General features: G+C 59.6%; 12 protein-coding genes and 1 pseudogene. 12 read left to right on the forward strand and 1 reads right to left on the reverse strand.

Going from position 1 to position 15,070, the window contains the following annotated elements; translation table 11 throughout:
• Positions 1 to 11 precede the first annotated feature (11 nt).
• Positions 12 to 764, reverse strand: a pseudogene (gene istA / locus ACVJGD_RS39660) (IS21 family transposase); the annotation flags it as partial.
• Between the two features lie 151 nt (positions 765 to 915).
• Here istA and ACVJGD_RS39665 point away from each other — a divergent pair.
• The 12 genes from ACVJGD_RS39665 (at position 916) to ACVJGD_RS39720 (ending at position 14,739) form a co-directional block, all read left to right on the forward strand.
• On the forward strand, positions 916 to 1,110 hold the full coding sequence (locus ACVJGD_RS39665) for a hypothetical protein (RefSeq protein ID WP_456639234.1): 195 nt from the start codon (positions 916 to 918) through the stop codon (positions 1,108 to 1,110).
• Between the two features lie 714 nt (positions 1,111 to 1,824).
• A complete protein-coding gene (locus ACVJGD_RS39670; RefSeq protein WP_456639235.1) occupies positions 1,825 to 3,066 on the forward strand; it encodes a cytochrome P450 in 1,242 nt (413 codons plus the stop codon).
• A 765-nt stretch (positions 3,067 to 3,831) separates the two neighbouring features.
• Complete coding sequence (locus ACVJGD_RS39675) at positions 3,832 to 4,962, forward strand: hypothetical protein (RefSeq protein ID WP_456639236.1); 1,131 nt, start codon at positions 3,832 to 3,834, stop codon at positions 4,960 to 4,962.
• A gap of 5 nt (positions 4,963 to 4,967) precedes the next feature.
• Positions 4,968 to 6,269 carry a hypothetical protein gene (locus ACVJGD_RS39680; protein WP_456639237.1) on the forward strand — a complete coding sequence of 434 codons (1,302 nt, stop codon included), beginning with the start codon at positions 4,968 to 4,970 and terminating at the stop codon, positions 6,267 to 6,269.
• A gap of 54 nt (positions 6,270 to 6,323) precedes the next feature.
• Positions 6,324 to 7,070 carry an SDR family NAD(P)-dependent oxidoreductase gene (locus ACVJGD_RS39685; protein WP_456639238.1) on the forward strand — a complete coding sequence of 249 codons (747 nt, stop codon included), beginning with the start codon at positions 6,324 to 6,326 and terminating at the stop codon, positions 7,068 to 7,070.
• A gap of 90 nt (positions 7,071 to 7,160) precedes the next feature.
• On the forward strand, positions 7,161 to 8,057 hold the full coding sequence (locus ACVJGD_RS39690) for a GNAT family N-acetyltransferase (protein ID WP_456639239.1): 897 nt from the start codon (positions 7,161 to 7,163) through the stop codon (positions 8,055 to 8,057).
• Between the two features lie 185 nt (positions 8,058 to 8,242).
• Entirely contained in the window at positions 8,243 to 9,175 is a 933-nt protein-coding gene (locus ACVJGD_RS39695) for a hypothetical protein (RefSeq protein ID WP_456639240.1), read from the forward strand.
• A gap of 11 nt (positions 9,176 to 9,186) precedes the next feature.
• Complete coding sequence (locus tag ACVJGD_RS39700; RefSeq protein WP_456639241.1) at positions 9,187 to 9,432, forward strand: phosphopantetheine-binding protein; 246 nt, start codon at positions 9,187 to 9,189, stop codon at positions 9,430 to 9,432.
• Positions 9,433 to 9,494: 62 nt separating this feature from the next.
• Positions 9,495 to 10,391 carry an alpha/beta hydrolase gene (locus ACVJGD_RS39705; RefSeq protein ID WP_456639242.1) on the forward strand — a complete coding sequence of 299 codons (897 nt, stop codon included), beginning with the start codon at positions 9,495 to 9,497 and terminating at the stop codon, positions 10,389 to 10,391.
• 13 nt (positions 10,392 to 10,404) lie between these two features.
• Positions 10,405 to 12,042 (forward strand): AMP-binding protein, encoded by a 1,638-nt coding sequence (locus tag ACVJGD_RS39710; RefSeq protein ID WP_456639243.1) that lies wholly within the window; start codon positions 10,405 to 10,407, stop codon positions 12,040 to 12,042.
• A 273-nt stretch (positions 12,043 to 12,315) separates the two neighbouring features.
• Entirely contained in the window at positions 12,316 to 13,917 is a 1,602-nt protein-coding gene (locus ACVJGD_RS39715; RefSeq protein WP_456639244.1) for an asparaginase domain-containing protein, read from the forward strand.
• 18 nt (positions 13,918 to 13,935) lie between these two features.
• Entirely contained in the window at positions 13,936 to 14,739 is an 804-nt protein-coding gene (locus ACVJGD_RS39720; protein ID WP_456639245.1) for a hypothetical protein, read from the forward strand.
• Positions 14,740 to 15,070: the final 331 nt, after the last annotated feature.

Consider the following 15,070-nt stretch of genomic DNA (forward strand, 5'->3'; position numbering starts at 1 on the left):
GAAGCAATCGTCTTGTCGCGCGGCTTGCGCGGCCGCGCCGGCAAGATGGCGGTGCCGTAATGCGCCGCCATCTCCGCATAGGTACGATTGATCTGCGGGTCGTACAGGCTCGCCTTGATGACCGCGACCTTGGTGTTGTCGGGCACCAGCAGCGCCGGTACGCCGCCGATCGCCGCGAAGGCGCCAACATGGGCGCTGATCCAGTCGGCGAGCCCCTGCGTCCACGTCGCCTGCGCGTAGGTGAAGCTCGATGCGCCGAGCACGGCAACGAAGATCTGCGCCGTTCTGCGCTCGCCGGTCAGGCGGTCGACCACCACCGGCACGCCATCGCCGGCATAGTCGACGAACAGCTTGTCGCCGGCCGCATGGGCCTGGCGCATCGTCACCGACAGGCGGCCCTCCCAGGCGCGGTAGAGCTCACAGAAGCGCGAGTACCGGTATCCGCCGGGCTCGGCGGCGATGTATTCCTCCCACAGGATCGACAGCGTCACGTGCTTGCGCTTGAGCTCGCGGTGAACGGCTGCCCAGTCGGGCTCGGCGATGCGGCGGTGACCCTGGCGGTTGCCATTGCCGGTCTTGGCGAACAGGCGGAGTTCCAGAACCGTGTCGGTGACGTCGTCCGGCAACGGCCAGCTCAAGCCCGCGGCCTCGAACCGCCGGAGCGCCAGCCGCACCGTCGAGGGCGCCGCGCCCACCCGTCGCGCAATCTCGCGGCTCGGCAGCCCGGCCGCCTTCATTCTGATCACATCGCGCACACGGCGCATCGCAAGCCTCTCCGTCGGCATCCAGGGTCCCCTTCGCAAAGCCGAAAGGGTTGACCCTATGGGAGCCAGAAGAGGCCTCGTCACCCGGGCGACATCATCCCGGAATGGTGGGCGACATCATCTCGGAATGGGTGGGCGACTTCAAATCGGAATGGTGGGCGAGATCATCTCGGAATCCTGGGCGACATCGATCGGAATCCGCAGTCTGCGCTCAAAGAGGCCTTGGCGTGCTTCGGCCGGCCTGAGATCTCAGCGCGATGCGAAGCATCGTCGCGACAATACCGACCAGGGCAGCCAGTTCACCAGCGCCGCCTTCACCGGCGCGCTGGCCGCCTGCATCGTTTGACGTACCGGCGCCTCCCGGCTGCGCTCTCCGGCACGGACGCTCCATGAGAATCGACTGCCAGGTCCACGCCTTCCTCCAAGAGATCCGGTGGGCCGCGCCCGTCATTGACGGTGCAACAGCTGGAATGCGTCGCGCGCGAGTGCCGATCACCGGGCTTTACGCTCACGTGTCTTGGTCGGCCCGACACGGCTTATTGATAACGTCATGCTTGGGTGAGAACTCATGCCTCTTGGCGATCGCAATGATTTCGAGCGCGACCGTGAGGCACCGAGTACGTCGCATTCAGCGATGTTAAAGCGGTGGCAAGTTGCGGCCAGCTGACATCCTCTTCGTTGCCAATCGGGTAGCGATGCAGCTGCGACCAGGAGAGAGCCTCTGTGTGACCAGCAATTATACAAAGTGAAGCGACCTCGGGCTCCTCCCGGAAGTGGTAGGGGGGCGCCGCTCCGTTTTCGGATATTCTTCGCCAATTCGAATGACAAACCTGTTCGCAACTAAAGCGCCGCAGCAATCACGAAACCATGGTTCGAGACATCCAGAAATCGTGAGCTCTCCAGAGGCATCCACGCGCACGGAAATCCCGAAACGTTGCCTGTTACTGATGGCCGGCTCAAGTTCTATTAATCGTTCTTTTTCGACGGAGTCGCGGGGGGAATTCTCAAAAAGGGCGCCTAGGCGGGCGAAGCAAGAGTTAGAGGCCCAAGGGAGACGATCATGAAAACGTTATTGGCAGAGCGCGGACGCGAGGATGCGTGTGTTACCCCGCTGAGCGGTCTGGATGTAAGCGAGGCCAAGCGCTTTCAGGATGATAGCATATGGCCTTGCTTCGAGCGGCTGCGAAGTGAAGATCCCGTTCACTACTGTCGAGACAGCCCGTACGGTCCATATTGGTCCATAACAAAGTACCACGATATCATCGCAGTAGATACGAATCATAGAGTATTCTCGTCACAGCAAGGTGTCATCATCGTCGACGTGCCCGAGGAGCATTGGACTCCGAGTTTCATTAAGATGGGGCCTCCTAAACATGGCGAGCAGCGCAACACCGTAAGTCCGATAGTGGCACCGGAAAACCTGGCAAAGCTCGAAGGCTTAATCCGCTGTCGCGTCAAAACGATTCTGGACGGCTTGCCGCGCAATGACACCTTCAACTGGGTCGACAAGGTCTCGATCGAGTTAACGACGCAGATGTTGGCCACGCTGTTCGATTTTCCGTTTGAGGATCGGCGACTCCTGACGTATTGGTCGGAGGTAGCCATTACAACTCCGAAAATGGGCCACGAGATCGACACTTGGGACAAGCGAAGCGCAATCCTGTCCGAGTGCTTGGACTATTTCGCACGGCTTTGGCGGGAGCGGATAAATGCCGAGCCGCGCGTTGACCTGATTTCGATGATGGCGCATTCACCCGCGACTAGGAATATGGAGCCACGTGAGTTCCTCGGAAACCTCATTCTGCTGATCGTGGGCGGGAACGACACCACGCGCAATTCGATTAGCGGAGGCCTCTTGTTCATGAACCAGAACCCGTCCGAACTACGAAAGCTACGGGACAATCCCATGCTGGTGTCGAGCGCTGTGTCCGAGATTATTCGATACCAGACGCCCATCGCACACATGCGCCGCAACGCCATGGCCGATATCATGATAGGTGACAAACAAATCAGGCAAGGCGATAAGGTCGTCATGTGGTACATCTCTGGTAACCGGGACGATGAGGTCATCGAGAACGCCAACAGCTTCGTCATCGACCGCAAGAACGTACGGCAACATCTCTCGTTCGGATTCGGCATCCATCGCTGCGTTGGTAGACATCTTGCGGAGCTGCAGCTGAAGATCCTTTGGGAGGAGATGCTGAATGGACGCCTGGACGTCAAGGTCGTCGGCGAGCCGGAGCGAGTCGCATCTAACTTTGTGCACGGTTATTCCGCACTCCCAGTGCAGATTATAGCTTAGGTCGTGGTGCTCTGAGATGGGCGGGAGCCTTGAACTTCCTGCGAATGAGTGGACAGCTGAGTAGGCTCTGAGAGCTCGGAGGTGTCGAATGTCGGCACCTTCGGACGCCTCCGTTTGCGTCGCGTTGATGCATTTTCCCGGTGCTGCGTTGCAGCCAGGTGGTCCGCATATGCAGGCTGTTTGTCTGCTGTAATGTTCCTCGGATCTCTCTGATGACGCAGATATCGGTGAGCTGGAAGCGACCGCTTTCAGTTCCATCGCACAAACGCGCAACCGTTGCGCGTTTGGCCCCCTCGGCCCTGTAACGTGCTTTGCGCCTAGGCATTCCCGGATGTCCTTTGGATCGGACATTCTGAACCGGGTCAGAAGGGAACACCTGCTTTCATGCCGCCTCCGGCGCTCGCCAACCGCCTCATCAGCCCGGCATTCTCTGCACGCGCGTAATGCTCACGGCGTGCTCCGATGACCTGACTTCAGTAGATGAGATGGTGCGCTCATGCGAGCGTAGCCAAAAGCCGCGTATAGCCTCGATTCCTTACGTCTGGACGTTTCAGCAATCCAGTTTTGCAATTGCACGCTCAAGTGTTGACATAGATAGTAATACATTGGAGATTGTATCTCGGTGGCAACCCGCCCCGACTTTGCCTCTGCCACCTCCACGCAAACGAGCCGCTCGACGAGATCAACTTCAATGGCTGCCTGCGAACGGAAGCGACGCAAGGTTCGCATTTCCAACGAACGGCGCCGATTGTAAGGGGTAGCCCCATGCTGACAAGCAATGCGCTTATTGTTGATGCTTTGCTGACGATTGGGTTCGGGCTCCAGCATTCCTTGATTGCGACGCCTGCAGTAAAGGCGCGGGCTAGTAAGTGGTTCAGGATTGATCCGTTGGGCTGGCGGTCGGTCGAATCCCTCATCAACGTTCTCTATATTCTGGGCGCAGCGATGACATGGCAGCCGGTGGATGTTGTTGTATGGCGTCTGGAAGGGATTCCGGCGGCGACCATGCTAGTGCTGTGTTGCCTGTCTTGGATTTGGTACTGGCAGCTGCATCTGTTTGAATACGATTGCGGTTTGGCATTCGGCTCGACGACTTTCGTAAGCCGGCTGAGCGGCCCGGCATCCAAACCGAAGCTGGTACCCTGGAAGGTCGGAAGCCGGCGCTGGATCAGATTTCCGGTGCACACGGCTTTCTTCGGAATGTTCTTTTTGCTTCCGACCATGAAGCTGGATCTGCTGGTCCTCGCCGTCCTTCTCAACATCTACAACGTGATCGGCAGCGTTCTCTATGACAAGCGACTGGAAAAGATCGGTGGGAGTGCCTATGCCGACTATCAGGCGGTCACGGGGTTGATCTGGCCGCCGATCTATCGCGCGCCCCATGGGGCGTGGATGGTAAAAATGCCTGAGCCGCAGCATTGGCGACGCCCGCAGATGCACTTTATGGGCATCGTCGCGGGAATCGGGCTGGCCGTTCTCTATTACTTTGTCCTTGGTGCGACTGAGCTCACGCTGGTCGACATGGTGAAGGTAGGTCTGTTCGGCCTGCTCGGGGCGATCATGGTCGGTTTGGTGCTGGGTCTGGCCTGCAAACCGGATGCCGATGACTGGGCGCAGCAGCAGACGGACCTCTCGACGACCGTCGCCTTATCCGCCGCTTTGGGAGTCATTCTCTGGGTTGGAGCGATCTGGCTCAAGACGGGCGCGCCTCCCACATTCGCGGCTTATCTTCCGCTTTGGTTTACGGTCCAATATGTCGGCCACGTCTTCGCCGTTCTCGCGGGCTGGCGGAAATGGGCCCCGACAACAGTGCCATCTATAGCGAAGCAAAGGCGACAGGAGGCGGCTGACCCAAGGTCCTTGGGAGTGGTTTCCACTGGCGGGCCGAGGGGATGACTGCAATGAACCGCTTTTGGCCCCCAAGGCCCACTCACACGGTTCTTTCTGTCTCATTGCCTGCGGCCACTCCGCTCGTCGGTTCCTTCGCGGCGAACTCGCTCAGACGCGTAGCTCAGATAGCGGAGATCATCCGGGGGTACCAGGACCTCGCGCCTGTCGAGCGTAACGATCAGGCGAAGGAGATCACCCAGCTCCGCCACGCGGAGGCCGCGGCGATGGAGGCATGCGCTGATGTGCTGGATTGTGAGGCATCGGCGACGTGCCTTCGCTTGCGCGCCGAAGCATTGCGGGGCGGCTCCTCGGCTGAACGGGCCGAGCGGTACATCGGACTTGACGAGACGAAGTTGATCTCTCTGAGCGGAGACTTGCACACCTGGCACAACAAGTCGACCGAGGTATTTCATTCGGCCTTCTTTGCCTCAGTAGACCAGCGTTACGATCGGTTGGTGGCGGATCTCGACGGTCAACTCGATGCGCTGACTCGCTACATTCGAGCGACCGTGAACCCGCGACTGATCGTGAGGGCGCCGCCCCTGTTTAAGGTTGGCAACCTCATCTTCTGCGGCGGGGAAGCCAATCGCTACCCGAAGCATTTTGCGTATTTCCTGCCGGAAGATGAAGGGATCAAGCGAGCCAAGAAGAAGAAGACGGTGGTCTTCAGCAATGTCTACTCGGCAATCTATCACGGCGTAAGCGAGCCGTTTGGTTCATCCGCCCTGATGATCGAGGGGGACGACCGTCAGATGACGGCTCTTTCGGTCGAGGACCATCTGATCTGCTGGTTTCGCGGCCACGACATCGGCCACGGGGTGGTTCTGCCGGAAACGGATTTCCGCGTGCTTGGGCAGCAAGGACGAGGGGCGTCAATGATGCTTCAGGAGGTTCTCGCCGACTTGTTTGGTCTGGTGATGGTCAGCGACGGGCCTTGGACGGGCATGGCCAACCTGCGTGGCGATGTCGCCGTCAAGGTGTTCCTGAACGAGATGCTGCGCTACGTGCGTCGCGGCGAAACCTATTTTCCGGACGCGGAAGCCGCATTTCTGGAATTGTCGTTTCTCGAGCTCAACGGTTTCGTCCACGTCGATTTCGACCGGCGAAAGATCATGACCTCGGTCGAACGCGTCCTGTCCGGCGTCCGGCAATTGCTGGCGCTTCTCACCAAAACGGCTCTCGCGAATGACGTGGAAGGCACAAAATCGATCATCGAACGATACGGAATTGGAGCTCGGGCAGAGTTTTCGTCACGATTCCGCGCGTGCTTCGGGCAATCCACCGAAGTGCTTGATTATGTGCAGACGGTCTGAACCGACGGGCTCGCGCGCGGAGGTGTTGAACTTGTCCGCTTTGAGAGGTCATACGTGAAGCCAAGGTATCCGGAGTTCCGCGGCCGACGTGTTCTTGTGACTGGCGCAGCCAGGGGGATCGGTTATGCCACCGCGTGCCGTTTCGTGGCGGAAGGCGCGCGGGTCATTGCTCTCGATGTCGATGCAATGGCTCTGGCGGCGAGTTTCCCGCGGTCTTCCGAACGGGTCCATGTGATCGTCGCCGACGTAGCCGACTACGCCGCAATGAAAAAGGCGTTCGGCGAAATCGAGTCGACGTTTGGCGGACTCGATGTGGCATTTGCCAACGCCGGAATAAGCATAAGGCACGCGTTTATCGATATCACGATCGAGGAATGGCGACGGGTGGTCGACGTAAACCTGCATGGCGTCTTCCATACCGCCCAGCTTGCGGCGCGTTGCATGGTCGCATCCGACGGCGGGAACGTGGTTCTTATGGGATCCACCAATGGAATGAGCGCGCATCCCTTTTACGCAGATTACAACGCGACCAAAGCCGGCGTGATCCTTCTTGCCCGCACGATGGCGCTCGAGTTAGCGCCAAAGGTGAGGGTCAACGCGTTGTGCCCCGGCTACGTGCTGACACCGATGCAGCGCGCCGAATACACCGACGAAATGTTAGCCGCCGTCAATGACAGGATTCCGCTCCGGCGACACGCGGCGCCCGAAGAGGTCGCCGCGCTGGTCGCCTTTCTGGCGTCCGACGAGGCCAAATACATAACTGGCCAGCACATCCCGATCGATGGAGGGGAAACCGCGTGAGTTGGCGGTAAGGCTAGCGAACCGGGTTGGTGGAGCGTTTGCTCCAGGGCTCCGCAGGCATGAGACAGGGATCATGGGAGGTCGTCGCAGATGGCAAATAGCACCTTGATGACAAAACTGCCTGGCGCGGAAGAGCTGTTCTTGCGAAGTCGGGACAGCGTAAGCACGTTCGATCTGCCGCAGGATCTTCGAGGGTATTCCGTGCTTGATCCAGGCGTAGTGCTGGACTCCGGAACGCAAGACGAGATCTATTCAGTACTGGTCCCGGTCACGACGTCGTCCTTTGGGGCTGACATGACTCCCTACTGGGCGCAACGTCGACAGCAGGGCTATTTCAATCGATTGGCCGAATTCATATTCGTTGCCGATGCGCAAGACCAGATCGTCGGCTGGACCGGATACTCCGTTCTAAAATTCGACGGCTACCAAAATATCTACATCGACTCCTCGGGAATGATTCCGGCGAAGCAGTCTCAAGGAATCATGCGGGCGCTGTGGGCCAAACGATTGGTCAACAGTGCTTTCGTGCACAACAAATCGCCGCGACTGTTGGTTTCGGCGCGGAGCGAGAGTCCGATACTCTACAAGCTATTCTGCGGCTTGGTCGGACGAGACCGCGTATACCCGAACGTGGGCGGGGCGCTGCCGGATCACATCATTCGATGCGCCGCGGATCTCGCGGCCTGGCTCGACCAGAGCGCGCTTCTGGAACGAGAGCGTCTCATTGTCCGCGGCGCATACGCGAACCTCGATGCATTGTATGACGAGCTTCCGTCGACGGGAGATTTCGCCCTCGACCGTCTCTTCCGGGAAGAGCTTGGGCCGCTTGATGCGTATCTGCTCATCGGTGAGGTGTCAGCGCCGGAGAGGCTGTGTGAGCGCGGCTGTGCAACTGGGGTCCCGATGACATGCGGGACCGTCGAGCCGTCGGACCGGTCTCTTCGGGCGTGTCCCGTTTGTATTGACGCGATCGTGCGAGGAAACTAAAAGAGCCGCACAATTCTAGGTCGTGTCGTCGTCGTGCATCATCTAGAGCTCTAGGACAGGGGCCCGGGAAGAAGGGCCTGTCGGTCGACTGAGAGGGCCGGAGGCGGTCGCGCGGGTTTCATGACGCCGTGCTGAAAGCGCGGAACATTCGTGATCGAATGACTTGATCGGGCAAGGATACGTCCATGCAAAGCGGTCTGCCGAAGATATCATCGATCTGCTACTCGGTAGGTCAGATCAGGCCTATTGAAGCGCTGGTCGAGCTCGGCATCGCCGATCAGAATGCCATCGAATCCCTTGCCGCAAGGGGAATACAGAACTTCTGTGAGGATAGTCGTCCGGCCCACGACATGTGCACGTCGTGCATTGGGGATACGCTGTTGGAGTCCGGCCTCCAGCCCTCGGACATCGGCGCTGTGGTCCTCGGACACTCCATGGCGAAGTGGGATTTCAAGGAAGAGCAATCCTTGCTTGCTGCGCTCGCTTCGATGGGTTTCTCGCGGACCCAGATTTTCGGGGTTTCGATGCAAGCATGCACCGCGGCGAATGCCGCGCTGGACCTCGCGCGACTGCTCGTCTCTTCTTCGTCCGGACCGAAGAATGTGCTGGTGATCGTCTTTGGAAAGGATTGCGAGGGAAATCGCCTGGCGCCGCAAGCGGCGACGCTCTTCAGCGACGGCGCAGTGTCCTGCATCGTTTCTTCCGACTCTGGAGCCCTCGAAATCATCGGCGCCGCGAGCCTGACGGATCCCGCGCTCGCGACGTTGGAATGGGCAGAGCCCAATTTTCCGAAGTATCTGGTTTCGGGCGTGGCTTCGTTGCGCAAGGTCTGCGAAAGCGTCTATTCGCAAAGCCGGATTTCGTCGCGCGATATCGCCGCGGTGTTCGCGACCAATGGAAGCTCGATCTATTTGCAGATGATCGGTTCCGCTTCCGGTGTCGCCGACAATCATGTCTACCGGGAGAACCTGCCGCGCTATGCCCACGTCTATGGCTGCGACAATCTGATCGGAATGCGGGATCGAATGCTCGCCCAGGACTTCAAATCGGGGGAGTACATCATTTCGGTGGCATGGGCGCCCAATGTTGCCAGTGCTTGCCTGCTGAGACGCGTCTAGGGGAGGCGACCGTGAGCTATGAAATGAGACACTGGACAGAAAAGGAAAAACTGATGGCGTCCATCTGGACGTCGGTCCTGGGACAGGCCATTCGCTCGCCTGAGGCCCAGTTCCTCGCTCTGGGTGGGTCCTCGCTTCTGGCCATGCAGATCGCCGCCAAAGCCACGGACAGGTTCGGAAGAACCGTCAGCGTAGCGGACGTTCTGATGAGTGCTTCATTGCGGGATCTCGTTTCCGGGATCGAGGTTGGCGAATAATGTTGGATCCAGAGCTTGTTTTAGCCGCGTCGGTCCAGCCAAGGTATGACTTTTCGGACCCCGTGAAGGTTCGGCTGCAAATCGCCAAGCTCTCGGCCGCATTGAAGGCCCAGGGATATTGGAGCGCGGAAGAGCAAGCGGTCTACTGCGAGGATGTGTCCGTCGCGCGGGGTGATGGAACCGCGTTCGCAGCGCGGATTTACAGGCCAAACGGCATCGTCCACCCGGCGCCTGCAATCGTTTTCTTTCACGGCGGCGGCTTCATGGTGGGCGATCTGAACTTCGAGCACGGGCGCTGCCTGAAGTGGGCGGCGGGCACGTCAAGTGTCGTCGTCTCGTGCGACTATCGCCTGAGTCCTGAGCACCGATACCCGGCTGCCGCGGAGGATTGCTATGCGTGCTTGCGCTGGGTGGCGGATCGCGCGACCGATATCGGCGTCGATGCAAGCCGCGTTGCGGTGGCCGGAAGCAGTTGCGGCGGAGGGCTTGCGGCCGCCACAGCTCTGCGAGCCCGCGACGAGGGCGGTCCCCCGATCCTGTGTCAGACGCTCATCTACCCCGTCTTGGACGATCAGATGCAGACGGGCTCGATGCGGGCCTTCGTCGATACCCCGGGTTGGGACAGCAAGAGCACGGCGCACATGTGGGCCCATTACCTGCCGGAAAGACGACTGGAAGGCGTGCCGCCCTATGCGGCACCGGCGCGTGCCTGCGATCTGTCAGGATTGCCGCGGACCTACATCATGACGGCGGAGATGGATCCATTGCGAGATGAAGGGCTGGCCTATGGCTTGAGATTGCTTCAGGCCGGTGTGCCGACCGAAATTCACAATTTCGCCGGCGCCTTTCACGCGTTCGACGCCATCGCATCCTCGAAGCTGGCTCAGCGCGCTCTCAACGAGCAGATTTCCTGCTTTCGACACGCATTCTGTCGGGAGCCAGGCAGCTCGAAAGGTTGAGAGTAGTAGCGTCATGGACCTCGAACCGGTGATCTCCGTTGCCGAACGCCCGAGCCAGGCTCTCGAGCGTCAGGTCAATGGAGGCATCATTGTTGTCGAAGGAAGCAACGTTCGCGAACGCAGCGTGCGCGAGCTCGCGCGGGACGTCGATCGTGTCGTCGGATATCTGAGCAGGGGCGGACTCGAAGCGGGCGATCGGGTTGGTATCCGGGGGCCCAATTCCTATGAGTGGCTGGTGCTGGATCTGGCCCTCGTTTCCCTCGGATGCGTCTCCGTCTGCGTGCCTTGCGAAGCGCCCGAGCTCGATTCCATGCCCGTTGCCTCATTGATCGAGGCGTTGCGGGTGACGGTGATTTTTCAGGCGCCGGACGGCAGGACAGAGCTTTTGCAGCCCGGTGTCGTCGCTCTTTCCAGAATTTTGGATGCCGCGCCGCCGGAGTTGAAGATTGGCGACAAGACCGGACGCCAGACCATCTCGATGACGAGGGACGTGTTTACGGTCGCGTTTTCCTCAGGTTCGACTGGACGGCTGAAGCGGCTGCCGATCTCATGGACGACCAATCTGAAGCACATGGAGGCGTTCAGCGAAGCCTTTGGCTTGAGCGCGAGCGATCGAATTCTGGTGGTATTGCCGTTCTCTGCCTTCCAACAACGGCACCTGATCCACTGCGCCATATGGTATGGCTGCAAAGTCCTGCTTGCGCGGCTGGACAACTTCCTGAGCGCACTGCAATACGGCAAGCCGACCTTCATGTTGGGCCCGCCCAGCTTTTACGAGATTGTCGAACAGCGGTTTAGTCTTTTGCCTGCCTGGCGTCGCTTCGGCCTATTGGCGCTCTCGCAAGCGGGAAGCATCTTCCCCGACAGGTTGCGCCGGAAATGGCGAGCGACGTTGTTTCGCGCGTTTCACCAGCTCTACGGCGGCGACATGCGGATCATGTTGGTTGGCTCGGCGCCCGTAAAGCGCTCCACCTTGGACTTATTCATGCTGGGCGGCTTTCCGTTGTTCGAGATCTACGGAATGACCGAGGCCGGCTGGATTGCCTGGAACCGCCCGGGCGCCAACAAGATCGGGACAGTCGGACGGGCAGCCTTTCCTGGAGCGGTTCGAATCGCCGGCGATGGTGAAGTAACGGTCGCGTGCCGCTGGAACCAATGCAGCTCATACGAGGCGTGCGAGGGCGAGACCGTCGAGAGTGGCGTTTTCGTCGCCGAGGGCACCTTGGCGACAGGGGACGTGGGCGCGCTCGATGGGGATGGTTACCTCACGATATCGGGCCGAAAGAAGAATGTGATCGTGACGGTTGGCGGGGTGAAGGTCGCTCCGGAGGAAATCGAGGAGAAGATCTCGGCCTTGCCGATGATCCGACACGCAATTGTGTTCGATCATCCGAATATGCCGTCCCTTGCCGCGGCGATCTGGACAGTCGCTGACACCAAACAAGACCAAAGAATTGCGGTGCAGGCGCTCACCGCTCTCAATGCCACCGCGCTGAGGAAGACTCCGGTGCTCGGAATCGTCTTCCCAACAATGAGCCTCTCGCTTGAAAGCGGCTTGCTCACCCGAAACCTCAAGGTCGATCGCGCAGCTGTGCGACGGAGGTTTTGCGAGGATCTGCGTTCGTTGAGCGCGACGCTGGATGCGCCTTGAATCGTAAAGCGGCAGTTCAGCTTTTCGTGCGGATCTCGTCCTGCCTGGCGTCCATCGGGCGATAGGGTTCACGCAGAGTAACTGCACATTCCGGATACCCTGTCGACGTGTCCGAGGCTGTCACTTTGGAGCCAATGGATCGAGTCGAAAAGGGCGGCCGCGTTTGGTCTATCGCCGGCAGGTGTTGTTTGATATACATTCTATCTAGAATAGAAGCGGCGCCGAGATGAAGCGCTGGCATATGCGTTTGTCGTTTGAGGGCATCGCGGGCTCATGAAAATTGCCATCGTAAATACCGGCGGTACGATCAGTTGCGTCGGCACACCTCTCGCCCCGATGTCGGCACAGGCGTTCGCCGAGGCCTGCAAGACGCTGATCGACGAGACCATCATCGTTCAGAATTACCCGGACACAGAACTTCACTACGCCGTGGACGTGAAGTTCCCGGAATCCTCGACGGGGACACTGGACAGCACCAATCTCCAGCCGACGGACTGGTGCATCATCGCCAGCTACATCCTCGATCACTATGCCGAGTATGACGGCTGGGTGATCCTCCATGGCACCGACAGCATGGATTTCACCGGCACGGCGCTGCCCTTCCTGCTGTCGGTCTTCAACGATCGCGGCGTCACCACCGCGCAATTGAGCAAGCCGATCATCATCACCGGCTCGCAATTGCCGATGTTCTATCAGGGGCCGACCGAGAAGGAGCCGTCGGCGCTCAGCTACAACACTGACGCGTTTCAGAACTTCTGCGGCGCGATCGCCGCCGCCCAAAGCGGCATACCCGAGGTCTGCGTCTATTTTCAGAACCAGCTCTATCGGGGAAACCGGGTTCTGAAGACCAATGCCAGCGAATTCAACGCTTTCTCTTCGCCGAACTATCCTTCGCTCGGCGAATACGGCATTCAGTTCGAAATCCTCTTCGAGAACGTCCTGCCGCCGCCGGTCTCGAAAGGCGTCAGCCTCGATGATGAGACGGCGCGAAATTCGGCGATACAACAGCTCAAATACCTCACCGCGAACATCAACAGTTTTCCGGTGATGCAGTTCAACGCCTTCCCGGCCTGGTACGCATTCAACGACAGCACCAAGACCTGTTCGGGCCTAATCGCAAACCTTCTCAACGCCTGTGTCGCAAGCGGCATCAAGGGGCTGATCCTCGAATCCTACGGCGAGGGAAACTTCCCTTCGGGCAACCCCGACAACCCCTCGGGCGGCGCCGCCTATCAAGCGCTCGCGGCTGCTAACGCCGCCGGAGTGGTGATCGTCGATTGCACCCAGGTGATTGCGGGCGTGGTCAACGACAATGCCTATGCCGCCGGTGCCTGGCTGCCCGCGGTCGGTGCTCTGAATCCGGCTGACATGACTCCCATGGCTGCATTCGCCAAGCTGATGGTCTTGCTGACGGCGGCCGGCTATCGGAAATGGACGGCCGCCCAGGTCAAGACGTTGATGCAGACCAATCTCCTCGGCGAGATGATGAACGTCAACAAGTTGGACAGCCGCATCAATCCGTTGCTGCTGGCCAATCAATCGCTGACGGCCCTGGACGGCAGCGCGACGCTAACCAACGACCCGGTGGCGGGGCCGGTGTTACGCGACAGCACGGGCGCGCAATTGTGGGCGGCCATGTCTCCGCTTCCACCGGCCGACCAGTTGCCCGGACGCCTCATCATGCAGAACGATGGAAACCTGGTGTTCTACAGTCGCTACAACGCGCCGATGTGGGCCACCAACACCGGCGTGAACACCGGCGCCTCGTCCATGCTGGTCTTGAGCGGATCAGCGGGCACGCCCGCTGATCTGTCTCTCGAAGTCTACAACTACGACCACAACAGAGTGACCAAGACCTTGTACCCCCAGACGTAGGACTGATCGGAGGAACAGATGACCAGCAGCCGTTTCGTTCGGCGTTTCAAGCTCAGCGGCCGAATTGCCGAAGACGACCAGTTCCATCAGATGATACTGCCGGGGCGAGCCCTCGAAGCGCCCGACGAGCATTTGATCCCGCCCACGATCGTCAACGTGGCCATCACCGTGCCGCCTGGCACCGGCACCATCGGGGTCCCGCAATACGGCCCCACGGTGGTCGGCGGGCCGGCGGCCAGCTACGACCCGCCGGGCGATTGCAGCGGCAACTACATGTCCTACAAGTATCAGCCCAACAACAACTGCTACGCCTACGGCTGCAACATCGCCACCAACACCTTTCCGCAGCCCGGCCGTCAAAGCGGATTCTTGCTGACGGCGTCGAACTTCGCCACGTCGGTGGCCGCGCTGGGCCAGACCGTGAGCTCCTACGCCGAGAAGGACGGCCTGGTCTTTATTGGGACCACGATGAGGGATGTCAACGGCTTCAAGTCGTCCCGCCGGAGCGCATCGGGCCTCGCGGGTCATTTCGTGGCGCTGATGGTCTCGCCGGCGGGCGATCAGAACTGGCCGGGCGACTATCACTGGGCACGCTGCGACAATTCCTCCGGACGTTGCGATTCATGGTCGCAGAAGGATGGCGGCGACCAGGTCACCAACTTCGATTTCGCAGGTCAACCGATCACGAATCCCGCCACTGCCAACTGGATGGTCAATCAGGGACCGCTATCACAGCAGTCGAACAACAACCAGGATCTGGTGGTGGACTACCAGTTCTATTGCTTCATGTTCGTGCCGGCCAGCGGCGCAAACATCATCTGACGATGAGAATGATGCCTTCGGCTGGAGCGTGATGACTCTTCTTCGAATCGTCTCCCGCTCTAGTTCTTTGTTTGAGCATGATCTCCGCGCAAACGCTTTGCGTTTGTCGCGAGGGAAAACCGGTCTCCACTTTTCCGGATCATGCTCTTAGTCACGGTCGGCTGAACTGCCGATGGTTTGACGTGCGGGGCGATCGGGCAGCCAGGTGGGCGAGTTGACGTTCCTCGAAACGTCGCCTCGCTCTATCTTGTCTTTGTCTCCTTGCGCGAACCCGATCCGGAAAGCCGGACGCAAATTTCCGGCTTTCAAAGCAGACGCTCCTGCCTCAATG

This window comes from Bradyrhizobium sp. USDA 10063 (assembly GCF_054063735.1).

Bases quoted from the DNA above. Each gene is read 5' to 3' on its own strand.
- ACVJGD_RS39665 (WP_456639234.1), top strand. From the start codon at position 916: ATGGTGGGCGAGATCATCTCGGAATCCTGGGCGACATCGATCGGAATC.
- ACVJGD_RS39670 (WP_456639235.1), top strand. From the start codon at position 1,825: ATGAAAACGTTATTGGCAGAGCGCGGACGCGAGGATGCGTGTGTTACC.
- ACVJGD_RS39675 (WP_456639236.1), top strand. From the start codon at position 3,832: ATGCTGACAAGCAATGCGCTTATTGTTGATGCTTTGCTGACGATTGGG.
- ACVJGD_RS39680 (WP_456639237.1), top strand. From the start codon at position 4,968: ATGAACCGCTTTTGGCCCCCAAGGCCCACTCACACGGTTCTTTCTGTC.
- ACVJGD_RS39690 (WP_456639239.1), top strand. From the start codon at position 7,161: ATGGCAAATAGCACCTTGATGACAAAACTGCCTGGCGCGGAAGAGCTG.
- ACVJGD_RS39695 (WP_456639240.1), top strand. From the start codon at position 8,243: ATGCAAAGCGGTCTGCCGAAGATATCATCGATCTGCTACTCGGTAGGT.
- ACVJGD_RS39710 (WP_456639243.1), top strand. From the start codon at position 10,405: ATGGACCTCGAACCGGTGATCTCCGTTGCCGAACGCCCGAGCCAGGCT.
- ACVJGD_RS39715 (WP_456639244.1), top strand. From the start codon at position 12,316: ATGAAAATTGCCATCGTAAATACCGGCGGTACGATCAGTTGCGTCGGC.
- ACVJGD_RS39720 (WP_456639245.1), top strand. From the start codon at position 13,936: ATGACCAGCAGCCGTTTCGTTCGGCGTTTCAAGCTCAGCGGCCGAATT.